Below are 14,009 nucleotides of genomic sequence, written 5' to 3'. Positions count from 1 at the left end.
GTTTACGAGGATTTTGCTCCCATACACAATATGGGGAAAAGTCATTCAGGACACATATACAAGCCTGTCAGTCATATAGTATAATTACTCCGAAAAAAGGATACGAATGTCAAATAGGTGCCGGTCCGTGAACAACAGCCGGCTTAAAAGGGAAACCGGTAAAAGCCGGTGCGGTCCCGCCACTGTAATTGGCCAAGCGCCAAGAGCCAGGATACCTGCCTGTTTGATCAGCACGAATTCTGCGAGGACAGATGATGTGTAAACAATAGGCTTTTTTGTGTTGTTTACAGCATCTTTACCGTCGTAGAGATGCTTTTTTAGTTCGTTTAGGAGGAAAAGATTATGAAAAAACGAGCCGGGATATGGACTGCGCTCCTGTTGGCTGCTGTTATGCTGGCAGGCTGCGGCAATCCTGCGGATCAGAAGGATTCAAAGACAAAACAAAAAACAGAAGCGTTTCCTGTCACCATTGATGATGCGTCAAACCAAGATGTAACCATCAAAAAAGAGCCAAAAAAGATTGTTTCATTAATGCCGAGCAACACAGAAATTACATACGCACTTGGCCTTGGTGACAAAGTGGTCGGTGTCACCACAAACGATACCTATCCAAAGGAAGTCAAAAAGGTTGAGAAAGTCGGAGATATGAATGTAAACGTTGAAAAAGTCATTTCTCTAAAACCAGATCTCGTTCTGGCCCATGAGTCTTCCATGTCAGCATCATCGGATGCCATCAAACAGCTGAAGGACGCGGGCATTACAGTGCTGACTGTCAATGATGCACAATCATTCTCCGAGGTATACAAATCAATTGAAATGATCGGAGAAGCTGCCGGGGCGGAGAAAAAAGCCGATCAGCTCGTGAAAAGCATGAAATCAGATCTAAAGGATATTAAAGAAAAAGCGAAAAACATTTCAAAGGACGAGGAGAAAAGCGTATTTATCGAGGTTTCTCCTAATCCTGACATTTATACAACCGGAAAAGATACGTTTATGAATGAAATGCTGAATGTCATCCATGCTAAAAACGCAGCTGCGGATCAGACAGGATGGGTGCAAATGACAGACGAGGCGATCGTAAAACTCAATCCTGATGCAATTGTTACAACGGACGGTGTGAAAGCGAAAGCTGTGGAAAAACGCGATGGCTGGAGCGAAATCAATGCTGTGAAACATCATCGTGTATATGATGTGGACCCTGATCTTGTGACACGTTCCGGTCCCCGTCTGATCGAAGGGGTCGAAGAACTTGCGGAAAGCATTTACCCGGATACGTTTAAGGAATAATCGTTATGCCGCATATATCATTGGTTTCTCATTTTTAGCCGTGAGCATCATCTTAGGAATTTCTTGCGGCAGCCTGCATATTCCTATTCCCGCTGTTTTTCGTGTCTTTTGGCATCAAGGTTTCGGCGGCTCTATCGGTTCTGATGATCCGATGTACACTAATATTATGATGAATATCAGACTGCCGAGAGTTGTGCTGGCCGCCCTTGTGGGGGCGGCTCTTTCTATTGCAGGGGCCGCTTTTCAAGGATTGTTGAAAAATCCGCTTGCTGATCCCTATACGCTAGGTGTGTCATCCGGTGCTTCAGTCGGAGCTGTTGTGACTCTGTTCTTAGGTTTGCACCTTCCTGTCATCGGAGGGTTTACACTCCCGGTTTTGAGTGTAGCCGCGGCACTGGCCACGATGGCGGCGGTCCTTTTCTTCAGCCGCTTCGTTCATGCTTCGATGTCTGTTTCCACCCTCATTTTGACCGGTGTCATCACCAACTCTTTTTTGGGCGCATTTATTTCTCTTATCATCGCCTTGACAGGAGACAACCTGCTTCCGATTGTGCATTGGCTGCTTGGCAGCGTCTCAATGAGGGGCTGGAGCTATGTTATTTTGTTTCTCCCGTTTTTTCTTTTGGGAACCATTTTATTGATTATAAACGGAAGGGAACTGAACGTGATGACATATGGAGAAGATAAAGCAAAGCTTCTTGGAGTCAGCGTTCAGCAGAGGAAGATGATGATTTTAATAGCCGGATCTCTTTTGACGGGAAGCGCTGTGGCAGTATCGGGTACGATTGGTTTTGTCGGCCTTGTGATTCCGCATATCACAAGGCTTTTGTGGGGAACGGACCATCGGCATTTACTGCCGCTGTCCGCCTTGCTTGGGGCAGGGTTTCTTGTTTTAGCCGATCTGCTTTCCAGAACCATCATTGAGCCGATTGAACTGCCGATCGGGATCATTACGTCCTTGGCGGGAGCGCCTGTGTTCGCTCTTATTTTAATTCGGCAGCACCGCGGGGGGAGAAGCTTATGATGAAGGCAGAAGGGCTGTCGGGAGGATACGGCGACAGCCGCCTAATTAACAATGTCAGCTTAACCGTGGAGAAGGGAGAATTTCTCGGAATTCTCGGCCCCAATGGAAGCGGAAAAACTACGCTTTTGCACTTGCTGACAGGTACGCTGCCGGCCAAGGAAGGCAGGGTTTATCTGGCCGGAAAACTGCTGGCGGACTATAAACCGAAGGAACTGGCCCAAATCATGGCTGTCCTGCCGCAAAAAACGGATCAAGCCTTCACCTTTACCGTCGAAGAAACTGTAGCCTTTGGCAGATATCCATTCCAAACGGGGCTGTTCAGACAGCAGACTGAAAAGGATGAAGCCATTGTACAGGAAGCAATGGAGCAAACAGGAGTGGCCGATTTTGCGCAAAAGCCGATTCGCGAACTAAGCGGAGGGGAACAGCAGCGGGTGTATTTGGCACAAGCTTTGGCGCAGCAGCCGCGTATTTTATTTTTGGACGAGCCGACTAATTTTCTCGATCTGGCTTATCAAAAAGACCTGCTTGATCTGATCAAACGCCTGACGAGAGAAAGCGGATTGGCAGCTGTCAGCGTTTTTCATGATCTGAACACCGCAAGCCTGTACTGTGATGAGCTCATGTTTATGAAAAACGGTACCGCCGGGCCTAAGCAAAAACCGGAATATGCTGTTACAGAACAAAGCATAAAGGCGGTGTACGATACAGATGTCACCGCCTTGGTACATCAAAGCTCACCTAAACCGATGATTGTGATTCAGCCTGAAAAAGATAGCGTGAAGCGGCAGTCTATCCCATTTGAAGCATTGCTCCAAGCGGGACGTGATGACATTCTTCTGAAAACGGAAATCCCGCTTCGAACATTGTCCTCGACGCCTATCGGTGCAGGGTTTTCGTGGAGCAGGACGCTGATCCATAAACGGCTGCCAGATCAGCCAGATCCGATAGAAGGACTTACGGCCTGTCTTTCAGAAAGCGGTTTTCAACTGCAGGAGACGTGTGCGATGGCTTCTTCAGAAAGACTTGACCGTTTCGTGTATCGAACATATGAAGACGGAGAGTTATCCGTTTTTATATGCGTTCAGACCGGCTTTTCGATTTGGATTTTGATTAACGGCTATGCGGCAGATCAATTCTTCATCAAAGCTCTTATGGCTGCCGAAGCAGAACGGACGAAAGTGCTGGGAGACGGAGGAGGCACAGGTGATATTCTCATCGCCGCGACTCAAACTCAGCAATCAGAAAACATAGAACAGCGGCTGAACCAATTGATAAAGAAAGGGACAGCTGAATGTATAAAAGAGGCTGCTGAGTTGTTTGAATAAGTCTGTAAAGGAGATTCAGGGTATGAAACTATATACAAAAACAGGCGATAAGGGACAAACGGGCTTAGTCGGGGGCAGAACGGACAAGGACAGCCTACGCGTCGAAAGCTACGGCACGATTGACGAGCTTAACAGCTTTATCGGGCTTGCTTTGGCAGAGCTTTCCGGGCAGCCCGGCTTTGAAGATCTGACAGCCGAGCTGCTGACCATCCAGCATGAGCTGTTTGACTGCGGAGGCGATCTGGCAATCGTCACAGAAAGAAAAGACTACAAACTAGCGGAAGAATCTGTTTCCTTTTTAGAAACGCGCATTGATGCCTATACAGCAGAAGCGCCGGAACTGAAGAAATTTATTCTTCCAGGCGGATCAAAGGGTGCTTCGCTTCTCCATATCGCACGCACCATTACAAGGCGGGCAGAACGAAGAGTGGTGGCGCTGATGAAATCGGAGGAGATTCATGAAACAGTGCTGCGTTATCTCAATCGTCTGTCCGATTATTTCTTTGCCGCCGCCCGGGTTGTGAATGCAAGAAGCGGTATTGGCGATGTAGAATATGAAAGAAGTGCCATTGTGTTTCGGGACCGAAACAGCAGCGAATCATAAAAAGTGAAAAGGAAAGCCGGCGTGTTCAAATACATGCCGGCTTTTTTTGTTTTTCACTCTGTCAATTTCCCATTTTACGACAAAAAATGAACCTTATGAATTATTGACTGAAAAATGGAAAAATGAGATATTGTAATAAATAGATGTAAAAAATAGTCAACGGGGGGGCTCTGATGGATGGTGAATTTAATTGAAAGTGATAGCATCTGGAAGAGAAATTTCAATTATCTGTTTTTCTCAAGAATAGTCAAGATATCCGGCGATATGTTCGCATTTAATTCAATATTATGGTTTTTAATTTATGACGGCAAAGGTGCGATCGGCACTGCTTTATTGATTGCTGTCACTTTTTTGCCGGAAGCCGTTCTGGCGCCTGTGACGGGGCCTTTTATGAAACAGACCACGCTGAAATTTTGGATGTACTTTTCAGATCTGACAAGGGCGGCGATTGTTTTGATTATCCCTCTATGTCATTTTGCGGGCTTCTCTCCGCTGTGGTTTGTCATGACGCTTATGATTGTGCATTCAGCTACTGGAGCTGCCTACAATCCCGCCTCTATCGCTTTGATTCCTCAAATCGTCAATGAACAGGGCATTCAAAAAGCAAACGCTGTGCTGCAATCCTCCGCTCAAATTGTTCGGCTCGGGGCTGTCACATTATGCGGCGCTTTTCTTACATTTATCAGTCCTTCTTATACCATGCTTATCGCACTTGTGCTCTATTTGGTGTCGGGTTTTCTCGTTCTTTTTATTAAGTACACTGCGGTTGAATCTCAATCAGAGTCTGCAGTTGTTACACAGAGAGGCACATATATCGGAAGACTGAAACGCGGCTTTAGGCTCGTCAGAAAACACCAGATTTTATATCCGCTCGCCATTTACTGTATCTTTATGAATTTCGCGGCTGCCCCATGGGAAGCGCTCTCTGCCGTATACGTTGCGGAAGATTTAAACGGCCAGCCGATCGTATACTCGCTTTTAAAGGCCACCACCGCCGCGGGCGCGTTTTTATTAGGGTTTGTGCTGGCGAAAGTCAAGGTAAACAGGTACGGCTTGTTATTCGTCACTGCCGGCATTATTGAAGGATTTGCTTTCTTTATTACCGGGATGAATACCTTTTTGCCGCTCGTCTTTTTCGCTGCTTTTACCTTTGGCGCCGCAGTCAGTGCTGTTAATGTTCCTGAGTATACGATTATCCAGACGTCTGTGGACAGTGAGGATCAGCCGCAGGTTTACGCCGTTATACATATGATCTCAAATATTTCGATCCCTGCCGGAGCTGTCATTTGCGGGTATGCCGCAAATGCTTTCGGCTCAGGTAAAGTGATCGCTGTCGGCGGGATTGTAGAAATTATTGCGGGTATCGGAATCTTGCTGTTTACAAAACTGGCCAAAGCAGAAAGGTCCGACCTGATTAAAGAAAGGGAAGCAAGTGTTCATCTGTAAAGGGTTTTGAAACGCCATGCCTCGTGCATGGCGTTTTTTTGTGCCGATGGGTCCGGTGCCAGATACGACTCCGGTCTTATATAAAAATCAATCTCTGATTCGTTTTGCATATCTTCCAACTTGTATAAGATGAAGACAAGGAAAACGAAAGGAGGATCTGCATGAAGATAAACAAGAAAACAATAGGCGGATTCTTATTAATTGTATTTGGGATCTCTGTCTTTTTTGGAGGAGGAAGCTTCGGCTTTATCATCCCGCTCGCCATCGGGGGCTTAATGACATACGCAGGAGTCAAAAGGTTTGCCGCGGGAAAAACCATCACGGGAATCATCGTGGGCGGTATCGGAGCCATTATGCTCATCTGCTCACTTCCGTTTGTCGTCGGAATCGCATTGGCAGCCGCTATGGTTTATTACGGCTGGAAGCTGATGAAAAACGGATCAGCTGATAACGGTGTATCATCTTTTGATCCTGAACCGGCTTCTGTTGCTTACCAATCTCACTTTGATGACGAATGGGAAGAATTTTTGAAGAAAAAATAATATCAATATATTAGGAGGAATCAGGTATGGTATTAAAAAGAATCAGAGACATGTTTGTTGCGTCAGTTCATGAAGGACTTGATAAAATGGAGAATCCAAAGGTGATGCTGAATCAATATGTACGCGATATGGAAAGCGACATCGCAAAAGCAAAGCAAACAATTGTGAAACAGCACACGATTGCCTATCAATTTAAGAAAAAATATGAAGAAGCCGCTGAAGTGGCTGGCAAACGGAAAAATCAGGCGCAGCTCGCATTTGACGCAGGTGAAGAAGAACTGGCGAAAAAGGCGCTGACTGAAATGAAGTATTTAGAAGGGAAGGCGGCTGAGCATAAAGCTTCCTATGAACAGGCTAACAGTCAGCTGGCTGACCTGAAAGAGCAGCTGGCGGCACTTGAAACAAAGCTTCAGGACGTAAAGGATAAAAAACAGGCGCTGATTGCGCGGGCAAATGCGGCGAAAGCTAAAGAGCATATGAATACGACATTTGACAAAATTGACAGTGAAAGCGCGTATCGTGAATTTTTACGTATTGAAAATCGTATTGAAGAAATGGAAATCCGCGCGAATTATTCAAAGTCAGCGGAAGCCGGCACAGAACTTACACGTAAAGAATTCGCAGACGATGTGGAAGCGGAGATTGAAAAAATGCGGACACTTTCACTGCAAAAATCAGACCAGACAAAAGCGGCAAATGAATAAGCGGAACGGGGAAGGATTTGCGGTCAAGTCCTTCCCTTCCGCACGTATCAATTCGCAAGCTTTTCCTTTATAATAGAATGAATGAGAAGGATGAAACCGAATGAAAAAAATGCTTGGCAAACTGTTGATCACTGCCGGTATTCTGGTTTTTTTCGCCGTCGTCGTAAAAGATGTGTTTGCTGCAGGCCTGGGTTTCATAAATGGCACAGAAGCCGATTCAGCCAGCGCATCGCCGCGGGACATTGACAGCATGGTCATTGAGTCGGATAGCAAGGATGTCCGGATTATAGCGGAAGAACGAAGTGACATATCGGCAGGCATTTCAGGAGACTCAGGAAAGTTATTTGTTACTGAAAACAAAAGAAAACTGGAGCTGACCGTAAAGGAAAAAGAATTTCAATTTTTGAATGGGTTTAACCGTTCAACTCTTATCGTCAGGCTTCCGTATGATTATAAAGGTGATCTGGCAGTACGAACCTCAAGCGGTGACGTGTCTGTGGCCGGGAATCACCATCTTGCGCTTTCCGGGCTGAACGCAGTATCTGCGAGCGGAAATGCGAGCGTGACGGACGTCCGCCTTCAAGACCTGAAAGTGAAGGCGTCATCGGGGGATGTAACCATTTCAAATACCGTCTCCAAAACATCCGGCATTGATTTAGCTTCAGGGGACGCAAATCTGGTTCATGTATCAGGCTCTCTTGATGTGAAAATGACTTCAGGAGATTTTAATGCTGTATTGACAAAGATAACCGGCCCCGTATCTGTCACGCTGACAAGCGGTGATGCCAATCTAAGCCTTCCCAAAAACGGCAGCTTTACAGTCAAAGCGAAATCAGCGAGCGGTGACGTCAGTTCGCCGTATTCATTTGCTGATAAAGCACATAAAGAGCAGCATCACATCACAGGCACGCAAGGAAGCGGCCGGCATCCAATCGACATTAAAACGGACAGCGGGGATCTAGCGATACGGTAGCACCAGGCAGAAGAAAGGAGGCGGACACCAGGAATGACAAAAAAACAGCTTCTCGGATTGATCATTGCTTTATTCGGCATCAGTATGTTTTTGCAAATTATCGGAATAGGCGATCTGCTGTTTTGGCCGCTCTTTTTTCTGATTGCCGGCTATTTCCTTAAAAAATATTCCCGTGATTGGCTTGGCTCCGTCATGTATATCTTTGCCGCGTTTCTATTTTTGAAAAACCTCTTCAGCATCACCTTTAATTTATTCGGCTATGCGTTTGCCGCATTTCTGATTTATGCCGGCTACAGGCTTATCAAAGGGAAGCCGATATTTGAACCGAATGAGAAACAGGTCAATCTCAATAAAAAAGAACATCATGAGACGCCAAAAGATGTAAAACATTCCGACATGCGCAGCTTTTTTATCGGAGAGCTGCAAATGATGAAGCAGCCGTTTGACCTGAATGATTTAAATGTCTCTGGTTTTATCGGTGATATCAAAATCGATTTGTCTAAAGCGATGATTCCCGAGGGAGAAAGCACAATCGTCATTAGCGGAGTCATTGGAAACGTTGATATATATGTACCATCGGACCTTGAAGTGGCTGTCAGCTCGGCTGTTTTTATAGGAGACATCAATCTGATTGGCTCGAAGAAAAGCGGATTAAGCACGAAGGTATATGCCGCGTCAACCGATTTCAGCGAGTCAAAGCGCCGGGTCAAAGTGTCCGTTTCCTTATTTATCGGTGATGTGGATGTGAAGTACGTATGAGAAAAAAAATGCTTGCCAGCCTCCAATGGCGCGCCATCCGCATGACAACGGGAATCAGCCTGCTCCTTTTTGCCTGCCTGATTTCCTTTATGATGTTTTACTATCGGCTCGATCCGCTTGTTTTGCTGTCATCAAGCTGGTTCGGAATTCCGTTTATCCTGATTTTGCTTCTGATCAGCGTGACCGTCGGTTTCGCCTCAGGGTATATGTACGGCAACCGGTTAAAGACAAGGATTGATACATTAATTGAATCCATTTTAACCTTTGAAAACGGCAATTTCGCTTATCGAATACCGCCGCTCGGTGATGATGAAATCGGCCTGGCCGCCGATCAGCTGAACGAAATGGCGAAGCGCGTGGAGCTTCAAGTCGCATCCCTGCAGAAACTTTCCAATGAACGTGCGGAATGGCAGGCGCAAATGAAGAAGTCGGTTATCTCAGAAGAACGCCAGCGATTGGCCAGAGATCTTCATGACGCGGTCAGCCAGCAGCTCTTTGCCATATCGATGATGACATCAGCCGTGCTGGAACATGTCAAGGGTGCTGATGACAAAACAGTCAAGCGGATCAGGATGGTCGAGCATATGGCAGGCGAAGCCCAAAATGAGATGAGGGCGCTGCTGCTCCATTTACGGCCTGTTACCCTTGAAGGAAAAGGGCTGAAGGAGGGCCTTACGGAGCTTTTGGACGAGTTCCGAAAAAAGCAGCCGATTGATATTGAGTGGGATATACAGGACACAGCGATATCCAAGGGTGTTGAAGACCATTTGTTCAGAATCGTGCAGGAGGCCCTTTCAAACGTATTTAGACATTCAAAAGCGTCAAAAGTAACCGTGATTCTGGGCATAAAGAACAGCCAGCTCCGTCTGAAGGTGATTGATAATGGAAAAGGCTTCAAAATGGACCAGGTGAAAGCCTCCTCATACGGCTTGAATTCTATGAAAGAACGTGCAAGTGAAATCGGCGGGGTCGCCGAAGTGATTTCAGTAGAAGGAAAAGGCACCCAAATCGAAGTGAAGGTCCCGATTTTCCCGGAAGAAAAAGGAGAGAACGAACGTGATTCGAGTATTATTGATTGATGATCATGAAATGGTCAGAATGGGGCTCGCGGCTTTTTTGGAGGCGCAGCCCGATATTGAAGTCATCGGCGAAGCATCGGACGGCAGCGAAGGTGTTCGGCTTGCTGCGGAACTGTCGCCTGATGTCATTTTAATGGACCTTGTCATGGAGGGCATGGATGGCATTGAAGCTACAAAGCAAATTTGCCGGGAGCTTTCCGACCCGAAAATTATTGTGCTCACTAGCTTCATTGATGATGACAAAGTGTACCCGGTTATTGAAGCTGGCGCGCTCAGCTATCTGTTGAAAACCTCAAAAGCGGCAGAAATCGCCGATGCCATCCGCGCCGCAAGCAAGGGAGAGCCGAAGCTGGAGTCAAAAGTGGCGGGAAAAGTATTATCCAGGCTGCGCCACTCAGGTGAAAACGCGCTCCCGCATGAATCACTTACGAAACGGGAGCTCGAAATACTCTGCCTGATCGCAGAAGGAAAGACAAACAAAGAAATAGGCGAGGAACTGTTTATTACGATTAAAACAGTCAAAACGCATATTACGAATATTTTATCAAAGCTGGATGTCAGTGACCGGACGCAGGCGGCAGTGTACGCACATCGAAACCATCTCGTAAAATAGGCGGCTGCTATTTGTTGGCGCCTTTCGTTCCGAAGTCTCTGACAACCACATTGACCCGGTAGTCTATTTCCGCATTGCTGAAATAATCATCATCCCATTTTCTTGAAATCTTTTTCCACTTTTGAGGATAATGAATTCTGACCTCGTTTCCCAGCCCGGTTACGTCCGCTTTGATCTCTTTCTGCAGCTTCTCTGTAATAAATGACGTTACTGTTTCGTGTACTCGTTTTTCGACTGTCTTTTCAATACTTTTAATATATGAATCCTTAAACGAGTCTTCATTGGGATTCCAGTCCTCAGATAGACGACCTTCAATATTGCGGGTAATGGTGAATTTGAACTTTCCGTCCTTGTATGCCGTCTTGATCTTCCGATTGCTCGAATATACTTCATAAGAAAAGAGATGGCCATCGCGCTTCAAGTCAATGACGCCTCCTTCGACAGTGCCTGAAAATAAGTTGATATTTTGAATCTCAATCGGGGTGAGATCCCGGTGCCATAATTTGTTTTTGATGATAGAGGCTCCGTTTATCGCGAGCTTGCCGTTTTCCTTACCGACATGAGGGATGAGGAATGAATCGTCAGAGGTTAAGTGTTCTGAGATCTCCCCTAATGTAACTGGCTCCATCATTCTGATTGTCACCTTATTATTCTCTGTCAGATCATATATCACGTTGGATGCGGGTTCGCCTTCATCATTCATTTTAAATATATCCTTAGTTCGGCCGTTGGTGATAAAGACGTAGGAACTCCTCCTTGTTCCGTTGTCTCTGACAAACTGGTTAATGATCGCGTCCATTCCAATTTGATCCGCAATCACGCTTTTGGAAAGCAGAATGAGACGCAAATGCTGTGAAAACGTAGGATTATGCTTTAATGCAGAGGTTCTCATCATTTGATGGACAGTTTCACCTTTTGTGATAGAAAGCTGTGTCGGATCAGATGAAGAGCCCTCCTTAGCGCTGATTTTTTTCGGCACGAGAATTTGCTGTGTCAGCTCTAAATTTTCATCGTCAGGCTTGTCTAGCCCTACTCCGATCACTAAGCTTAATTCCTCGATATTCTCACTGTCCCAGCATCCGGACAGCAATAGGGTGCATATAAACATACATAAAATCCGGATTTTCATTTTGCTGTAATCCTCCTCTTGAGAGCTACAATGAAAAAGAGAATGAAGGGAAGCAGAAACAGGGAGACAAAAATATAGCCAAGATAATCGCTATACATCATGACTTGATTGGCGTCATCCGGCCAGAGAGAAAAATAAAAGACCGTTATGCCGATAATCACCATGCTTGTTTTAGTCGATAATCCGAATGTCTTCTTTAGCCCGTTAGCGGCAAAGTATCCGTAAATGACAAATGTAGTGAAAAACTGGATAATCCAGACCACCAGTAAAAACGATTCAAACCGCTCAATAAATATGCCTTTAAGCTCAAAGGACTGAAAGAGAGAAATAGTCGGCCAAATCAGCGTTTTTACCTCGGGAGCGGTCAAAGCTCCGACAACGATAATATACGTAAGGATATATAAGATAATCGGAATCAAAAATCCTAGAGACGCATATCTGAACATGTATTTCTTTTTCTTCATATGTTCAGGAAGAAACAGCATCACTTCCATTCCTAAAAAAGAGATGGAAACGACGGTAAGGGAGTTTGCAACAGGTCCAAGGCCTTCACCTAAAACAGGACGCAAATTATTGATATCAAAAATTTTAAAACTGATCCCAAACACAACCAGCAAAATAATAATGGTTACCGTTAAATAAAAGGGAAACAGCCGCGACACATCACTTAAACCCCCGACGATTAAATAAATACCGCAGCAAATAAACGTTAAAATAATGACTTGAATTGGGGTTCTCTCCAGCAGGAAAAACTTCACCATTTCAGCCATTGCCCGTGTCTCGAAGCTGGCTACGCCGAGGAAATAGCCGCAGATCAAAAGGCCGATGATGCTGCCGATCCATTTCCCAAGCCCTTCCTTCAAATATTCAAAGAGTGAAGGGTATTGATGTTTTTTCTGAATGAGCGTGTTTAAATAAATGAAGAAAATAAAAATGAAACCTTCTAATATCAGCGTGATCCAGCCGTCAGGCGTATTAGCCTTAGTGGTCAGCGCTCGCGGCAATGTTAAAAGTCCGGCCCCAAGCATTGTATTTGCAACAATAGAAATACCTTGAAAGGTATTAAGTTTCAGTGGAGTCTGTTTTTGGCTCATTTGGATTATTCGCCTCTTTTGGTTTGTTTTTAATTGGGAGACGGATAATGGAGTCATCCGTATTTTTCAGGCTAAAGAATCCTTTTGGCGAAAAATACGGAGACCCAAAGCTCGTTTGTCTCGTTAAGTGCGTATAAACGACAAGCATAAATAAAATAATGCCGTACAGCCCTAAAATAGCGGCGGAAAACATCGAAATAAAACGCAGCACCCGGAAAGACAGACCCATTCCGTATTGAGGAACGGTAAAGGATGCCAGGGCAATGACACTGACGACAATGACCATAATCGAACTGACGAGATTCGCTTCTACAGCAGCCTGTCCGATGACTACGCCCCCAACGAGGCCGATCGTCTGTCCGAGCGGATTGGGGAGTCGCAGTCCGGCTTCCCTTAGCAGCTCGATGGTGACTTCCATCAGCAGGGCTTCAAATATCGGAGGGAACGGCACGTTTTCCCTGTTCGCCGAAATTGTAACGGCGAGCGCGGTCGGCAGCAGCCCCTGATGGAAGGAAACAAGTGCTATATAAATCGATGACAAAAACAAGGTGATAAAGATAGAAGCAAAGCGCAGCGACCGGATAAGAGATGCTGAAATCCAGCGTTCATAGTAGTCATCCGGGGATTGCATCAGGATGCCGAGAGAAACCGGCACCAGCAGCACAAATGGTGAACTGTCGACCAAAATTGCCACACGGCCGTTAAACAGGGCTGAAGATACTTTGTCAGGTCTTTCCGTATTTTGTATCTGCGGAAATGGTGAATATTTATTATCTTCAATGAGCTCCTCGAGCGTTCCGCTGTCCTGGATATCTTCCAGCTGGATATTTTTAAGCCGCGCCTTCACTTCTTTTATGACGGACTTTTTCGCTTTGCCCTCAATGTACATAATGGCTGCGGGCTTCAGCTTGTTTTCGCCGATCATGATTTTTTTGGTGATCAATTTCGGATGAGAGGTTCTTTGTCTGATCAGAGCGAGATTTGTATCAATATCCTCTACAAACGCAACTTTTGGGCCGCGTACCACTTTTTCAGTTGTCGGCTCTGTCAGGCTTCTTGTTTTTTTCTTTCCTGTGGTCAGAATATAGGCTTTATCCAATCCGTTGATAAACACAGCACAATTGCCGTTGAGAATCGATTCAATCGTTTTTTTTGCGGTTTCAACAGGTCTTGCGTCAAGCTGGTCAAGGCGTTTTTTGACCTGGTCAAGCGTTAAGGTCTCCTCATCTTTAATTAAAGTTTTAATGGCTTCTGACACCTTATTCTCATCAGTCAGTTCACTGAAATAGAGATAGTAAAAAACCAGTCCGTTCGCAAGCATTTTTTTGTTTTTCACCAGATCATCGTTTTCTTTTAATTTTGGCAGCACCAATGCTAAATTATCGTGTATATATTCCTTAAACTCTGTTTGTTCCAATGAGGTCACC

At 45.4% G+C, this 14,009-nt stretch carries 14 protein-coding genes and 1 riboswitch; of the genes, 11 read left to right on the top strand and 3 right to left on the bottom strand.

All coding sequences use genetic code 11. The features are described from left to right. Positions 1 to 98: 98 nt before the first annotated feature. Positions 99 to 237, top strand: a riboswitch (cobalamin riboswitch). Between the two features lie 105 nt (positions 238 to 342). From NX903_RS16150 to liaR, 11 genes are all read left to right on the top strand, one after another. Beyond that, entirely contained in the window at positions 343 to 1,287 is a 945-nt protein-coding gene (locus tag NX903_RS16150) for an ABC transporter substrate-binding protein (RefSeq protein WP_086344302.1), read from the top strand. Next, entirely contained in the window at positions 1,250 to 2,311 is a 1,062-nt protein-coding gene (locus NX903_RS16145; RefSeq protein ID WP_086344301.1) for a FecCD family ABC transporter permease, read from the top strand. The genes NX903_RS16150 and NX903_RS16145 overlap by 38 nt, the downstream gene beginning before the upstream one ends. Then, positions 2,311 to 3,639, top strand: a complete 1,329-nt coding sequence (locus NX903_RS16140) for an ABC transporter ATP-binding protein (RefSeq protein ID WP_086344622.1) — start codon at positions 2,311 to 2,313, stop codon at positions 3,637 to 3,639. Before NX903_RS16145 ends, NX903_RS16140 begins: the two co-directional genes overlap by 1 nt. 22 nt (positions 3,640 to 3,661) lie before the next feature. Further along, a complete protein-coding gene (locus tag NX903_RS16135; protein WP_086344300.1) occupies positions 3,662 to 4,243 on the top strand; it encodes a cob(I)yrinic acid a,c-diamide adenosyltransferase in 582 nt (193 codons plus the stop codon). A 177-nt stretch (positions 4,244 to 4,420) separates the two neighbouring features. Further along, complete coding sequence (locus NX903_RS16130) at positions 4,421 to 5,689, top strand: MFS transporter (RefSeq protein WP_003244338.1); 1,269 nt, start codon at positions 4,421 to 4,423, stop codon at positions 5,687 to 5,689. A 161-nt stretch (positions 5,690 to 5,850) separates the two neighbouring features. Then, positions 5,851 to 6,231 (top strand): cell envelope stress-induced membrane anchor protein LiaI, encoded by a 381-nt coding sequence (gene liaI / locus NX903_RS16125; RefSeq protein WP_042974723.1) that lies wholly within the window; start codon positions 5,851 to 5,853, stop codon positions 6,229 to 6,231. A 26-nt stretch (positions 6,232 to 6,257) separates the two neighbouring features. Then, positions 6,258 to 6,935, top strand: coding sequence for a stress responsive protein LiaH (gene liaH / locus NX903_RS16120; RefSeq protein ID WP_003243047.1), 678 nt, complete (start codon positions 6,258 to 6,260; stop codon positions 6,933 to 6,935). Positions 6,936 to 7,035: 100 nt separating this feature from the next. Further along, the gene (gene liaG / locus NX903_RS16115; RefSeq protein ID WP_086344299.1) at positions 7,036 to 7,908 is read left to right on the top strand and encodes a LiaG family protein; all 873 of its coding nucleotides are present in this window, start codon (positions 7,036 to 7,038) and stop codon (positions 7,906 to 7,908) included. Between the two features lie 33 nt (positions 7,909 to 7,941). Continuing rightward, positions 7,942 to 8,667, top strand: coding sequence for a LiaRS two-component regulatory system accessory protein LiaF (gene liaF, locus NX903_RS16110; protein WP_076457597.1), 726 nt, complete (start codon positions 7,942 to 7,944; stop codon positions 8,665 to 8,667). Continuing rightward, positions 8,664 to 9,746 carry a two-component system sensor histidine kinase LiaS gene (gene liaS / locus NX903_RS16105; protein WP_063334640.1) on the top strand — a complete coding sequence of 361 codons (1,083 nt, stop codon included), beginning with the start codon at positions 8,664 to 8,666 and terminating at the stop codon, positions 9,744 to 9,746. The genes liaF and liaS overlap by 4 nt, the downstream gene beginning before the upstream one ends. After that, positions 9,724 to 10,359 carry a two-component system response regulator LiaR gene (liaR, locus tag NX903_RS16100; protein ID WP_021480575.1) on the top strand — a complete coding sequence of 212 codons (636 nt, stop codon included), beginning with the start codon at positions 9,724 to 9,726 and terminating at the stop codon, positions 10,357 to 10,359. Before liaS ends, liaR begins: the two co-directional genes overlap by 23 nt. Before the next feature lie 7 nt (positions 10,360 to 10,366). On the opposite strand, the gene gerAC is transcribed toward liaR, so the two are convergent. The 3 genes from gerAC to gerAA are packed head-to-tail and all read right to left on the bottom strand — an operon-like array spanning position 10,367 to position 13,999. After that, complete coding sequence (gene gerAC / locus NX903_RS16095; RefSeq protein WP_086344298.1) at positions 10,367 to 11,488, bottom strand: spore germination receptor protein GerAC; 1,122 nt, start codon at positions 11,486 to 11,488, stop codon at positions 10,367 to 10,369. After that, positions 11,485 to 12,582: a spore germination receptor protein GerAB gene (gene gerAB / locus NX903_RS16090; protein WP_086344297.1), complete on the bottom strand. Its 1,098-nt coding sequence runs from the start codon at positions 12,580 to 12,582 to the stop codon at positions 11,485 to 11,487. Before gerAB ends, gerAC begins: the two co-directional genes overlap by 4 nt. Beyond that, entirely contained in the window at positions 12,551 to 13,999 is a 1,449-nt protein-coding gene (gene gerAA / locus NX903_RS16085; RefSeq protein ID WP_086344296.1) for a spore germination receptor protein GerAA, read from the bottom strand. Before gerAA ends, gerAB begins: the two co-directional genes overlap by 32 nt. Between the last annotated feature and the right edge of the window lie 10 nt (positions 14,000 to 14,009).

The organism is Bacillus sp. FSL R5-0576, assembly GCF_038004765.1.
Taxonomy (GTDB): domain Bacteria; phylum Bacillota; class Bacilli; order Bacillales; family Bacillaceae; genus Bacillus; species Bacillus subtilis.
This window is presented reverse-complemented; position numbering and strand designations above follow the sequence as displayed.